The organism is Micromonospora sp. DT178, from assembly GCF_049841695.1.
Classification (GTDB): Bacteria; Actinomycetota; Actinomycetes; order Mycobacteriales; family Micromonosporaceae; genus Micromonospora.
On sequence record NZ_JBNCKV010000002.1, the window covers coordinates 444,207 to 456,388 of the forward strand.

11 protein-coding genes are annotated in these 12,182 nt (G+C 73.6%); 4 read left to right on the plus strand and 7 right to left on the minus strand.

Going from position 1 to position 12,182, the window contains the following annotated elements; translation table 11 throughout:
* Positions 1 to 11: 11 nt before the first annotated feature.
* The 6 genes from ACLQ22_RS05900 to ACLQ22_RS05925 form a co-directional block, all read right to left on the minus strand.
* Entirely contained in the window at positions 12 to 1,193 is a 1,182-nt protein-coding gene (locus ACLQ22_RS05900; protein WP_425691359.1) for an ROK family protein, read from the minus strand.
* A 28-nt stretch (positions 1,194 to 1,221) separates the two neighbouring features.
* The gene (locus ACLQ22_RS05905; protein WP_425691360.1) at positions 1,222 to 2,481 is read right to left on the minus strand and encodes a sugar ABC transporter permease; all 1,260 of its coding nucleotides are present in this window, start codon (positions 2,479 to 2,481) and stop codon (positions 1,222 to 1,224) included.
* Positions 2,478 to 3,299: an ATP-binding cassette domain-containing protein gene (locus ACLQ22_RS05910; protein ID WP_425691361.1), complete on the minus strand. Its 822-nt coding sequence runs from the start codon at positions 3,297 to 3,299 to the stop codon at positions 2,478 to 2,480. The genes ACLQ22_RS05905 and ACLQ22_RS05910 overlap by 4 nt, the downstream gene beginning before the upstream one ends.
* Positions 3,300 to 3,405: 106 nt before the next feature.
* The gene (locus tag ACLQ22_RS05915; RefSeq protein ID WP_425691362.1) at positions 3,406 to 4,503 is read right to left on the minus strand and encodes a sugar ABC transporter substrate-binding protein; all 1,098 of its coding nucleotides are present in this window, start codon (positions 4,501 to 4,503) and stop codon (positions 3,406 to 3,408) included.
* Between the two features lie 194 nt (positions 4,504 to 4,697).
* Entirely contained in the window at positions 4,698 to 5,177 is a 480-nt protein-coding gene (gene ybaK, locus ACLQ22_RS05920; protein WP_425691363.1) for a Cys-tRNA(Pro) deacylase, read from the minus strand.
* A 75-nt stretch (positions 5,178 to 5,252) separates the two neighbouring features.
* Positions 5,253 to 6,494: a THUMP-like domain-containing protein gene (locus ACLQ22_RS05925; RefSeq protein ID WP_425691364.1), complete on the minus strand. Its 1,242-nt coding sequence runs from the start codon at positions 6,492 to 6,494 to the stop codon at positions 5,253 to 5,255.
* 249 nt (positions 6,495 to 6,743) lie between these two features.
* Between ACLQ22_RS05925 and groES the strand changes: the two genes are divergently transcribed.
* The 3 genes from groES to ACLQ22_RS05940 all read left to right on the plus strand — a co-directional run bounded on the left by groES (position 6,744) and on the right by ACLQ22_RS05940 (position 10,510).
* Entirely contained in the window at positions 6,744 to 7,058 is a 315-nt protein-coding gene (groES, locus tag ACLQ22_RS05930; RefSeq protein ID WP_121399825.1) for a co-chaperone GroES, read from the plus strand.
* Between the two features lie 70 nt (positions 7,059 to 7,128).
* The gene (gene groL, locus ACLQ22_RS05935) at positions 7,129 to 8,772 is read left to right on the plus strand and encodes a chaperonin GroEL (protein WP_425691365.1); all 1,644 of its coding nucleotides are present in this window, start codon (positions 7,129 to 7,131) and stop codon (positions 8,770 to 8,772) included.
* A gap of 112 nt (positions 8,773 to 8,884) precedes the next feature.
* Positions 8,885 to 10,510, plus strand: coding sequence for a molybdopterin-dependent oxidoreductase (locus tag ACLQ22_RS05940; RefSeq protein ID WP_425691366.1), 1,626 nt, complete (start codon positions 8,885 to 8,887; stop codon positions 10,508 to 10,510).
* A 107-nt stretch (positions 10,511 to 10,617) separates the two neighbouring features.
* Here ACLQ22_RS05940 and ACLQ22_RS05945 read toward each other — a convergent pair whose 3' ends face one another.
* Complete coding sequence (locus ACLQ22_RS05945; protein ID WP_089003203.1) at positions 10,618 to 11,001, minus strand: WhiB family transcriptional regulator; 384 nt, start codon at positions 10,999 to 11,001, stop codon at positions 10,618 to 10,620.
* 252 nt (positions 11,002 to 11,253) lie between these two features.
* Here ACLQ22_RS05945 and ACLQ22_RS05950 point away from each other — a divergent pair, with 252 nt between their 5' ends.
* Complete coding sequence (locus ACLQ22_RS05950) at positions 11,254 to 12,078, plus strand: response regulator transcription factor (protein ID WP_425691367.1); 825 nt, start codon at positions 11,254 to 11,256, stop codon at positions 12,076 to 12,078.
* Positions 12,079 to 12,182 lie beyond the last annotated feature (104 nt).

Here is a 12,182-nt window from a genome sequence, read left to right on the forward strand (position 1 = left end):
GGCGGGACCGGTCAGCCGACGTCGAGGGGGTCGGCGAGCAGGCGTTCGAAGGCCAGTTCGGCGGCGCCGATGAGCGTCGCGTCGTCGCCGAGTTTCGGGGTGCGCAGCCGGACGTGCTCCAGGCAGGCCGGCAGGGCGATCGAGTTGAGCCGGCTGCGTACCTGGGCCGCCGCCGCGAGGTAGAGGTCCCGCATGCCGCCGCCGAAGATGACCATCTCCGGGTTGAAGATGTTCACCAGGTTGGCCACCCCGAAGCCGAGCCAGTCGCCGGCCTGGCGTACCGCCGTCTGCGCCCGCAGGTCGCCCCGGTCGGCGGCGTCGAAGACGGCCAGCAGCGCGTCGCGGCCCCGCGCGTCGGAGCGGCCGGCGGCGCGCAGCAGGGCGTACTCGCCGATCTCGGTCTCCCAGCAGCCCCGGGAGCCGCACTCGCAGGGCGCGCCGTCCCGGACGACCACCATGTGGCCGACCTCGCCGCCGTAGCCGCCGTGCCCGGTCAGCCGGCGCCCGCCGGCGATGATGCCGGCGCCGACGCCCACGTCCCCGTACAGGTAGATGACGTTGTCGCAGCCGGCCGCCGCGCCCCGGGCGTGCTCGGCGAAGGCCGCCACGTCGGCCACGTTGCCGACCGTGACGGGCACGTCGCAGCCCAGCTCGGCGCCGAGCGCCGCGCCGATCGGCTCGTCCACCCACCCGGTGGTCGGGCCCAGCCGGACCAGCCCGTCGTCGCGCCGGACCATGCCGCAGACCGCGACGCCCGCGCCGACGCAGACGGCGTCCGCCGGCGCGCTCTGCTGCATCTCCTTGACCGCCCCGGCCAGCAGGGGGGCGGCCTCCGTGGCGGTCAGACCCCGGGGACGGTCCAGCTCCCGGCGGTCGAGCACCGCGCCGCCGAGACCGATCCGCGCGGCCCGCAGCCGGTCCACCTCGATGCTGTACGCGTACGCGTGCACCCGGTCCGACTCGGGCCGGACGACCAGCGACGGTCGTCCGGCCCGGCCGGTCTCCTTCGGCGTCCCCTCGCTGACCAGCCCGGCGCCGGCCAGGTCGGCGGTCAGCGCGCCGATGGTGCTGCGGTTGAGCCCCAGCGTGGTGGTGAGCTCGGCGCGGGTGGTGGCCCCGTGCACGTGCACGTACCGCAGCAACGCGCCCAGGTTCTGCCGGCGGATCTCGTCCTGGCTCGGTCCTGCGCGCATCGCCGTCGTCACTTCCGGTGCCGCGCGGTCAACGGTTGCCGGTGGCGGTGGAACGCCGGCGGGAGAACGCGTCCACGCTCGCGGCGAGCAGCAGCACCACGCCGGTGACCACGTACTTCACCCCCGAGCTGTATCCCATCAGGCCCATCCCGTTGTCGATGACCGCGACGACCGCGCCACCGAGGACGGCGTCGAGCACCCGGCCCTTGCCGCCGAAGAGGCTGGTGCCCCCGATGACCGCCGCGCCGACCGCGTAGAGCAGTACGTCACTGCCACCCGTGTTGGGGTCCACCGAGTTGGCCCGGCTGGCGGCGACGATACCGCCGACGGCCGCCATCGAGGAGCAGATGACGAAGACCGAGATGCGGATGCGGTCCACGTTGATGCCGGCCCGGCGCGCCGCCTCCTTGTTGCCGCCCACAGCGTAGACGTGCCGGCCGTAGCTGGTGCGCTGGAGCACGAAGGTCCAGAGGACCAGCAGCACCGCGATGATCGGCACCACGATCGGCACGCCCTTGAGCGAGCTGATCACGACGTTGCGGCTGCGCTCCAGGTTGAGGATGAAGACCGCGACGCCGAGGACGAGGGCCAGCCCGCCGATCCGGGCGAACACCACCGCGATCGGGTCGGTCACCAGGCCCCGGGCGGCCCGCTTACGGTGCCGGAGCAGCTGCACGGCCGCGTAGCCGGCGACCGCCACCGCGGCCAGCAGCCAGCCCAGGACGGGCGGGAGGTTGCGGTTGGCGATGGCCACCAGCACCTCGTCGCGGACGGAGATGTTGGCGCCCTCCTCCATCAGCATCAGCACGATGCCCTGGAAGGCGAGGAACCCGGCGAGGGTCACCACGAAGGAGGGAATGCCGATCTTCGCGACCAGGAAGCCGAGGGTGGTGCCGATCGCCACGCCGGTGACGAGCGCGGCGAGCACGGCCACGTACCACGGGTAGCCGAGCACGGTGACCACATTGGCGAGGATGGCGGCGCAGACGCCGCTGGCGAAGCCGGCGGAGAGGTCGATCTCGCCGAGCAGCAGGACGAAGACCAGCCCCATCGCGATCAGCGTGACCGCGGCGCCCTGGGTGAACAGGTTGGCGAAGTTGCCGGCGCTGAGGAACGTCGGCTGCATGATCGAGAAGACCGTGCAGAGCACGACCAGGCCGAGTACGGCGGGCAGCGCCCCGATGTCGCCGCCGCGGACCCGGCCGACGTAGTTGCGGACGTGGCCGCCGAGGGTGGGCGGCGGTGTGACGGCCGCCGGGCCGTCCTTCTGCACGACGGTCGTGGTCATCGGACGCCTCCTGGGGTGGTGTCGGCCGGCACCGCGCCGTGCCCGTTGCCGCCGTTGGCCGGCTCGGCGAGCCCGAGACCGCCGGAACGGCCGGCGGTGATCAGCTCGACCACCTGCGAGTGGGTGATGTCGGTGGTCTTCACCTGCGCGACCATCTGGCCGAGGTAGAGCGCGGCGATCCGGTCGGAGACGGCGAAGACGTCGTTCATGTTGTGCGAGATGAGCACCACGGCCAGGCCGTTGTCGGCGAGCCGGCGGACCAGTTCGAGTACCTGGGCGGTCTGCGCGACGCCGAGCGCGGCGGTGGGCTCGTCGAGGATGACGAGCCGGCTGTTCCAGAGCACGGCCTTGGCGATCGCCACGGTCTGCCGCTGGCCGCCGGAGAGGCTGGAGACGTGCTGCCGCAGCGACTTCACGGTCCGTACGCTCAGCCCGGCGAGGGTGTCGGCGGCCATCTGCTCCATGGTCGGCTCGTCGAGCACGATGCCGCTGCGCTTCTCCCGGCCGAGGAACATGTTCTGCACGATGTCGAGGTTGTCGCAGAGGGCGAGGTCCTGGTAGACGACCTCGATGCCGAGCGCGGCGGCGTCGCGAGGGCTGTTGATGGTCACCGGCCGCCCGTCGAAGCGGAACTCGCCGGCGTCGGTGGGGTAGATGCCGCTGATGCACTTGACGAGGGTCGACTTGCCGGCGCCGTTGTCGCCGACCAGCGCGGTCACCTCGCCCGGGTGGGCGGTGAAGGCGACGTCGCGCAGGACCTGGACGGGACCGAAGCTCTTGTCGATCCCGCGTAGTTCCAGCAGGGGGGTTGCGGACACGGGGGTCTCCTTCAGGTGGAGGGGAGGTCTCGGATCCCGTCCGGCGCGAACCGCCGCCCGGCACAGGGTCCGTGCCGGGCGGCGTGCGCGTGGAATCGGGTACGGGTCAGCTGATGCCGGCGTCGGCGCAGAGCTTGGCGTACGCCCCGGCGCAGACCTCGTCCTTGGTGACGAAGCCGTCGGCGATGACGTCCTTGACGTTCTCCTTGAAGATCAGCTTCGGGGTGAGCAGCACCGCCGGGACGTCCCGGCCGCCCTCCGGGTCCTTGACCGTCTGACCGGTCTCCTTCTTCTCACCCTTGGCCACCGCGATGGCCAGGTCCGAGGCGGCCTTCGCCTCCTCCTTGATCGCCTTGTAGACGGTCATGCACTGGTCGCCGGCGAGGATGTTCTGCAGACCCTGCGGGGTGGCGTCCTGGCCGGTCACCGGGACCTTGCCGTTGAGCTTGTTCTTCTTCAGCACCGAGATGGCCGCGTTGCCGAGGCCGTCGTTGGCGGCGAGCACGCCGTCGATCTTGCCGCCGGTCTGGGTCAGCATCTGCTCGAAGATCGTGGCGGCCTGGGTGTTGTCCCACTCCGGCACGTTCTGGTCCGGGCCCTTGGTGTATTCCTTCGAGTCGAACTTCGGCTTGAGCACCGAGTCGTACCCGTTCTTGAACAGCGTGGCGTTGTTGTCGGTCGGGGAGCCGTTCAGGTAGGCCACGACCGGGTTCTTGGCGCCCTTGTCGGTCAGGCACTTGCTCAGGCCCTCGCCCTGGAGCTTGCCGACGACCTCGTTGTCGAAGCTGACGTAGTAGGTGGCCGAGCCGCCCAGCGTAAGCCGGTCGTAGTCGATGGTCGCCACGCCCTGGGACTTGGCCTTGTCGAGCACGGCCTTGCCGGTGCCGGAGTCCAGGTTGACGATCATCAGGGCGGTGACGCCGTTGGTGATCATCTGGTCGGCGATGGTCTGGAACGCCGTCTTGTCGCCCTGGGCGTTCTGGATGTCGTAGTCGACGCCGGCGGCCTTGAACGCCTCCTCCAGGAACTTGCGGTCCGCGCCCTCCCAGCGGGCGGAGGACTTGCTGTCCGGCAGGATCACGCCGATCTTCGGCTTCTTCTCGGTGGAGCCGCCGGCCTCGGAACCGGAGTCGTCGCCGCAGGCGGTCAGGCCGCCGGTGGCCAGCAGGCCCACGGCAGCGAAGGTGAGGAAGCCCTTGCGCATCAGCAGGGTCCTTTCGGGGGTGGGGGATGATGTTGGTTTGTTGTGTCCGGCAACGTATTCCGCGCGGCGGCGTGGGCACAAGAGCACCGAGGTCGCGAGTTTGTTGTCGGCAGTAACAATTCAGCAACGTCCCTGACACCTGCCCGTCGCCGAGCGGGGGAGCGCTCTCTCGTCGCCGCCGGGAGCGGCGCAGCTCAGCGGGTCGACAGCGGGGCCGTGGCCGCCCCGGTGAGCGTCACCAGATCCTGCGGGGCGAGCTGGAGCTGGAGGCCGCGCCGGCCCGCCGAGACGTAGACGGTGGGATGGTCGAGCGCCGACGAGTCGAGCACCGTGGGCAGCCGCCGGCGCTGGCCGAGCGGGCTGATCCCGCCGCGCACGTAGCCGGTGGCCCGTTCGGCCACCGCCCGGTCGGCCATGGCGGCCCGCTTGCCGCCGACCGCCGCCGCGAGCGCCTTGAGGTCCAGCTCGCCGGTGACCGGCACGACCGCCACCGTCAGCGCGCCGTCGACCTCGGCGACCAGCGACTTGAACACCCGCTCCGGCGGCACCCCCAGCGCCGCCGCGACCAGCGCGCCGTAGTTCGGGGCGTCCGGGGAGACGTCGTACGGATGGGTGCTGTGGGCGATCTTCCGCTTCGTCAGCAGCGCGGTCGCCGGAGTGCCCTGTCCCGCCATGACGGTCAAGCTAACCCGGCCCCGCGCGACCCGCGAGCCGAAAGCACGGAGGCGGCCGATGCCGGGCCCGGTGCGCTACCCGACCGGCCGGCAGAGCAGCACCGTCGGCGCCCCGGCGACCCGGGTCAGCACCAGGCTGGCCGCCTCGTCCCCGGCCAGCCGCAGGTCCCGGCGGAGCTTCTCCGGCTCCAGGGCGGACCCGCGCTTGAGGATCTCCACCCGCCCGACCCGACGCTCCCGCAGCAGCGCCCGCAGCCGCTTGAGCGAGAACGGCAGCACGTCGGTGACCTCCAGGCAGCGGGCGAACGGCGTCGGCGTCGGCGCGTCCGCGTAGAGGTAGGCGATGCTCGGGTCGGCCAGCGTCGCGCCCAGCGTCTCCGCCAGCTCGGCGACCAGGTGCGCGCGGACCACCGCCGGGTCGGGGTCGTACAGGAACCGGCGCGCCGGGCCGACGGTGGCCTCGGCGGCGCCGGAGCCGGTCAGCTGGCTGGAGCCGGCCGGCCGGTCGACGGGCCCCCCTCCCGCGCCGGAGGCGTCGACGGGGGGCCGTTGCCTGTCGCGCAGCAGGGTGGCGCGGCGGGGAACCCGCGCCAGCTCGCCGCACCACAGGGCCGCCTCGACCAGGTCGCCGTCGACGCTCACCCACTCCGCCTCGGCGCCCGCCGGGACCAGCGCGTGGTCGATGCCGGGCGCCACCTTCACGACGGTGTGCGGCACCCGCTCGGCCAGCCCGACCACGAAGTCCCAGGGCGGGGAGTAGGCGTTCGGGTCGAAGATCCGCCGCCCGGTGCCCGCCCTGCGCCGCGCCGGGTCGCAGAACACCCCGTCGACCCGGTCCACGTCGAACGCCGTGGCGTCGCCGCACTCCACCGTGAACAGCTCGGCCAGCCCGGCCGCCTCGGCGTTCGCGGCGGCCATCGCGGCGGTCAGCGGGTCGGCCTCCACGCCGTACACGCGGATGCCGGCACGGGCCGCGGCGAGCGCGTCCGCGCCGAGGCCGCAGCCGAGGTCGGCGAGCGTGCGCACCCCGGCGGCCCGCAGCCGCTCGGCCCGCCGGGCCGCGACGACGCCCCGGGTGGCCTGCTCCAGGCCGGCCCGGGTGAGGAACATCCCCGCCGCCGCCGGCCCGAACTTGCCGACCGCCCGGCGCCGCAGCTCGGCCTGGGTGAGGGCGGCCGACGCCAGGCCGGCCGGCAGCCCGGCCGAGCGGAGCGCGGCCGCCGCGGTCAGCGGGTCGCCGCCGGCCACCCGCGCGGCCGCGGCGAGCGCGGCCGACCCCTCGGGCGTACGCAGGGCGGCGAGTTGGTCGAGATCCACCCGGCCATTGTGGTCGGCGGACCCGACGCGCCGGCCGGCGGGTTGGCACTCTCCTTGACGGAGTGCTAGCCGAGGAATAACCTGCGATTAGCACTCTCACCCCGAGGGTGCCAGCTTCCGGGCCTCGTGGCCCGGGCGCTGAACGCCAGGCGGACCGGCACCCGCGACGACGGCCCCGCCCGGTGGCATGTGGCAGATTGACGCCGGTCGGCTCGCCGACCGGTAACGAAACCAGTACCCCAGGAGGGTATGCCCGTGACTACCGCGACCAAGGTTGCGATCAAGCCGCTCGAGGACCGGATCCTGGTCCAGGCGAACGAGGCTGAGACCACCACGGCGTCGGGCATCGTGATCCCCGACACCGCCAAGGAGAAGCCGCAGGAGGGCACCGTCCTCGCTGTCGGCCCGGGCCGGATCGACGACAAGGGCAACCGGATCCCGGTTGACGTCTCCGTCGGCGACACCGTCATCTACTCGAAGTACGGCGGCACCGAGGTCAAGTACGCCGGCGAGGAGTACCTGGTGCTCTCCGCCCGCGACGTCCTCGCGGTCATCGAGAAGTAAGCAACCGATCAGTGTCGTCGCCCCGGTCCGGCTCGCCGGGCCGGGGCGACGACGCTTCGAAGGGACATTCATGGCGAAGATCCTGAGCTTCTCGGACGACGCCCGGCACCTGCTCGAGCACGGTGTCAACGCCCTCGCGGACGCGGTCAAGGTCACCCTCGGCCCGCGCGGGCGCAACGTCGTCCTGGACAAGAAGTTCGGTGTGCCCACGATCACCAACGACGGCGTGACCATCGCCAAGGAGATCGAGCTCACCAACCCCTACGAGAACCTCGGTGCGCAGCTGGTCAAGGAGGTGGCGACCAAGACCAACGACGTCGCCGGCGACGGGACCACCACCGCCACCGTGCTGGCCCAGGCGATGGTCCGCGAGGGCCTGCGCAACGTCACGGCCGGCACCAACCCGGCCGGCCTCAAGCGGGGCATCGACGCGGCGGCCGCCAAGGTCTCCGAGGCGCTGCTCGGCCGCGCGGTCGAGGTCGCCGACAAGAAGTCGATCGCGCACGTCGCGACGATCTCCGCGCAGGACGCCACGATCGGCGAGCTGATCGCCGAGGCGATGGAGAGGGTCGGCCGCGACGGTGTCATCACCGTCGAGGAGGGCTCCGCCCTGCACACCGAGCTGGACGTGACCGAGGGTCTCCAGTTCGACAAGGGCTTCATCTCGCCGAACTTCGTCACCGACGTGGAGTCGCAGGAGTCGGTCCTGGAGGACCCGTACATCCTCATCACCACGCAGAAGATCTCGGCGATCGAGGAGCTGCTGCCGCTGCTGGAGAAGGTCCTCCAGAACAGCAAGCCGCTGCTGATCATCGCCGAGGACGTCGACGGCCAGGCGCTGTCGACGCTGGTGGTCAACTCGATCCGCAAGACCCTCAAGGTCTGCGCGGTCAAGGCCCCCGGCTTCGGTGACCGGCGCAAGGCGATGCTCCAGGACATGGCGATCCTCACCGGCGCCGAGCTGGTCGCGCCCGAGCTGGGCTACAAGCTCGACCAGGTGGGCCTGGAGGTGCTCGGCACCGCCCGGCGCGTCGTGGTCGACAAGGAGAACACCACGGTCGTCGACGGTGGAGGCAAGTCGAGCGAGGTCGCCGACCGGGTCGCGCAGATCCGCAAGGAGATCGAGGCCTCGGACTCCGACTGGGACCGGGAGAAGCTCGCCGAGCGGCTGGCCAAGCTGTCCGGCGGCATCGCGGTCATCAAGGTCGGCGCCGCGACCGAGGTCGAAATGAAGGAGCGCAAGCACCGCATCGAGGACGCGATCGCCGCGACCAAGGCCGCGGTCGAGGAGGGCACCGTCCCCGGCGGCGGCGCCGCCCTGGTGCAGATCCTGTCGGTGCTCGACGACGACCTCGGCTTCACCGGTGACGAGAAGGTCGGCGTCTCGATCGTGCGCAAGGCGCTGGTCGAGCCGCTGCGCTGGATCGCCCAGAACGCCGGCCACGACGGCTACGTCGTCGTGAACAAGGTCGCCGGCAAGGAGTGGGGCCACGGGCTCGACGCCGCCACCGGCGAGTACGTCGACCTGGCGAAGTCCGGCATCGTCGACCCGGTGAAGGTGACCCGCAACGCGGTCACCAACGCCGCGTCGATCGCCGGGCTGCTGCTCACCACGGAGAGCCTCGTGGTGGAGAAGCCGGAGAAGGCCGAGCCGGCCGCCGGTGGGCACGGCCACAGCCACGGCCACGGCCACCAGCACGGCCCGGGCTTCTGACCCTCGCCGTACGCCTCGTCGGGGCGCACCGTCCGCGTGACGGTGCGCCCCGACGCCTTTGCGGGCGCCGGCGCGACTACCGGCCGGCCGGTGCATCGGAAACACTGGCCCGATGAGCAGCACGACGCGCGGCTACGCCGCCCTGGCCGGGGTCACCGCCGCCGCGGTGGCGATCGGCTCCGCCGAGCTGGTGGCGGTGCTGACCGGTCCCCGTTCGGCGCCGCTGGTCGCCGTCGGGGGGCTCGTGGTCGACACGGTGCCCGAGCCGCTCAAGCAGCTCGGCATCGCACTCTTCGGCACGTACGACAAGATCGCGCTGCTGGTCGGGACGGGCCTGCTGCTCGCCGCCTTCGCCGCGCTGCTCGGCGTGCTCTCCCTGCGCCGGCTGGCGATCGGCTTCGCCGGCATCGCCGCCTTCGCCGCCCTCGGCGTGGCCGCCGCCGTGACCCGGGCCGGCGCCGGGCCCACCGACGCGCTGCCCTCGCTGGTCGGCGCCGGGCTCGGGGCGGCGGTGCTCTGGGCCTTCGTCGCCGGTCCGCTCGAACTCGACCCGTGGCCCTGGTCCCCGCCCACGCCACCGCCCACCGAGGCGCCCACGCCGCCGCCGCCCGCCGTGGCGCCCGCGCCGCCGCCCGCCGCGGCGCCTGCGCAGCCGTTGGAGCCCAGCGACCCGGCGTCGCGGCGACGGTTCCTGACCGGGGCCGGCCTGCTGGTCGGCGCGGCCGGGGTGGCCGGGCTCGGCGGTCGGTGGCTCGCCGGCCGGCGGGGGGTGTCGGCGGCCCGGGAGGCCGTCGCGCTGCCCGCGCCGGCGGCGCCCGCTCCGACGGTGCCGGCGGGGGCGGACCTGTCGCTGACCCAGCTCGCCCCGTACGTCACGCCGAACTTCGGCTTCTACCGGATCGACACCGCGCTGGTGCTGCCCCAGGTGGACCCGGAGACCTGGCGGCTGCGCATCCACGGGCGGGTACGCAACGAGATCGAGCTGAGCTTCGCCGACCTGCTCGCCCGCCCGATGGTCGAGCGGTACGTCACCCTCGCCTGCGTCTCCAACGAGGTGGGCGGGGACCTCGTCGGCAACGCGCGCTGGCTGGGCGTGCCGATCCGGGAGCTGCTCGACGAGGCCGAGCCGGAGGAGGGCGCCGACCAGGTCGTCGGCCGCTCGGTGGACGGGTGGACCTGCGGCACGCCGACCGCCGTGCTCCGGGACGGGCGCGACGCGCTGCTGGCGGTGGGGATGAACGGCGAGCCGCTGCCGGTGCGGCACGGCTTCCCCGCGCGGATGGTGGTGCCCGGCCTGTACGGCTACGTGTCGGCCTGCAAGTGGGTGACCGAGCTGGAGCTGACCAGCTTCGCGGACTTCGACGCGTACTGGGTGCCGCGCGGCTGGTCGGCGCAGGGGCCGGTGAAGACCCAGTCCCGGATCGACACGCCCCGCCCGCGCAACCGGCTCACCGCCGGCGCCGTCACGGTGGCCGGGGTGGCCTGGGCGCAGCACCGCGGCATCCGCCGCGTCGAGGTACGCGTCGACGACGGGCCGTGGCGCGAGGCGGAGCTGGCTCCCGTGGTCTCGGTGGACACCTGGGTCCAGTGGTCGTGGCGGTGGGACGCCACCCCGGGGGAGCACACCCTCTCCGTCCGGGCGACCGACGTCACCGGCGAGACGCAGACCGGGCGGCGGCAGGCGGTCGCCCCGGACGGCGCCACCGGCTGGCACGCCGTCACCGTCACGGTGCGCTGAGCGCCCTCCCGGGCCCCGGGTGCGGGGTGCCCGCGCGGCCGGGAACGCCGCGACGCCGCGTCCCCGGGCGGGGACGCGGCGTCGGTGTGGTCTCGAAGGCCGCCGGCTCAGGCGATCTTGCGCTGGGCGGGGACGGTCGACCGGTGCGGCTGGCCCAGGCGGGCCTCCAGTCGGGCCACGTCCACCCGGCTCTGGCGGCGGTCGGCCAGGTCCTCCCAGCCGACGGCGAGCAGCCGCAGCCGCTCCGACTCGCTGAAGCCGCCCCACACGCCGTACGGCTCGCGCACGGCGAGGGCGTGGGCGGCGCACTCGGCCCGGACCGGGCAGGCGCGGCAGACGGCCTTGGCGCCGGACTCCCGGCGCAGGCGGGACGAGCCACGCTCCCCGTCCGGGTGGAAGAACTGCGCGCTGTCCCGGCCCCGGCAGGCACCGAGCCGCTGCCAGTCCCAGAGGTCGACGATGGGTCCGGGCAGTCTGCGTACGTTCGACATCAGCACCCCTCCTCCCGCGCGGCACCGCGCAGATCCTGGTGAATCGGCGTCCGGGCGACGGTCCGCGCAGGCGCGCCGTTTCCGGCCTGGGACCTCCGTACCCGGGGCGTCGCCGGCTCACACACCTGTGATCGAAAACTTCCGGCAACTGGCGGCATATGCCCCACTTGTCGGAAAAGTTCGTTGGATTGCCCGAACCCCCTCGCGACCCGACCCGGTCATGGTCTGCTTCTGGACGGAGAGGAGACCACTGTGCGTACGGTTCTCGTGTGCGTTCGGACACCGCTCGCGGCGCAGCATCTCGCGTCCGCGGCGGCACGGCTCGGGCTGTCCGCCGTGGTGCGGACGGCGGTCTCCGATCCCGAGGTGATGCTGCGGCTGGCCGAGCGCCCCGCCGACGTGGTGCTCGCGGACACGGCCCTCACCCGGCCGGACAGCGCGGGCTTCGTCCGGCGGGTGCTCGCCCGCGCGCCGCAGGCCTCCGTGCTGCTGCTCGGCACCGAGGAGTCGGAGGCCGCCGCGGCCACCATCAGCGCGGGCGCCCGGGGCCTCATCCAGGGCGTCGACCAGGACCTGACCAGCGCGGTGGCCAAGGCCCTGCTGCTGCTCTCGTCGCCCGGCCGGGCGGCCCGGCGCCCGGTCACCGACCCGGCCCGGGACACCGCGGCGGTCGGCGGTCCCGCCCGTACCGGCCAGGCCGGCCGGCCGCCTGCCGAACCGGGTCCCACCTGGTCGGCGACGGCCCCCGACGGCCCGGGCGGCACGCCGACGGTGGTGCCGGCGCAGCGCGGCGACGACCCGGCCGAGCCCGCCGACGAGCCGGCGGAGGCCACGCCCCCGGGACGGCGGGGCGGGCCCGGCCCGCGCGGCGGCCGGTCCCAGGTCGGGCTCACCGAACGCGAACTCCAGGTGCTGCTGGGCATGGCGGAGGGCAAGAGCAACGCCGAGATCGGCCGGGAGTTGTTCGTCTCGGAGGACACCGTGAAGACCCACGCCCGGCGGCTGTTCCGCAAGCTCGGCGCGCGGGACCGCGCGCACGCCGTGGCGGCCGGCTTCCGCGCCGGCCTGGTGGCCTGAGCCGTACGGCCCCGGCGCGCGGCCTGGTGGCCTGAGCCGTACGGCCGGCCGGAGGGCCCCGGCGCGCGGAGCCGGGCGGGCGGCCTGAGCCCACCCGGTGCGGC

What these genes read in the sequence shown, in the direction of transcription:
- ACLQ22_RS05900 (WP_425691359.1), bottom strand. Translation starts at nt 1,193, where the DNA reads ATGCGCGCAGGACCGAGCCAGGACGAGATCCGCCGGCAGAACCTGGGC.
- ACLQ22_RS05905 (WP_425691360.1), bottom strand. Translation starts at nt 2,481, where the DNA reads ATGACCACGACCGTCGTGCAGAAGGACGGCCCGGCGGCCGTCACACCG.
- ACLQ22_RS05915 (WP_425691362.1), bottom strand. Translation starts at nt 4,503, where the DNA reads ATGCGCAAGGGCTTCCTCACCTTCGCTGCCGTGGGCCTGCTGGCCACC.
- ybaK (WP_425691363.1), bottom strand. Translation starts at nt 5,177, where the DNA reads ATGGCGGGACAGGGCACTCCGGCGACCGCGCTGCTGACGAAGCGGAAG.
- groES (WP_121399825.1), top strand. Translation starts at nt 6,744, where the DNA reads ATGCCCGTGACTACCGCGACCAAGGTTGCGATCAAGCCGCTCGAGGAC.
- groL (WP_425691365.1), top strand. Translation starts at nt 7,129, where the DNA reads ATGGCGAAGATCCTGAGCTTCTCGGACGACGCCCGGCACCTGCTCGAG.
- ACLQ22_RS05940 (WP_425691366.1), top strand. Translation starts at nt 8,885, where the DNA reads ATGAGCAGCACGACGCGCGGCTACGCCGCCCTGGCCGGGGTCACCGCC.
- ACLQ22_RS05945 (WP_089003203.1), bottom strand. Translation starts at nt 11,001, where the DNA reads ATGTCGAACGTACGCAGACTGCCCGGACCCATCGTCGACCTCTGGGAC.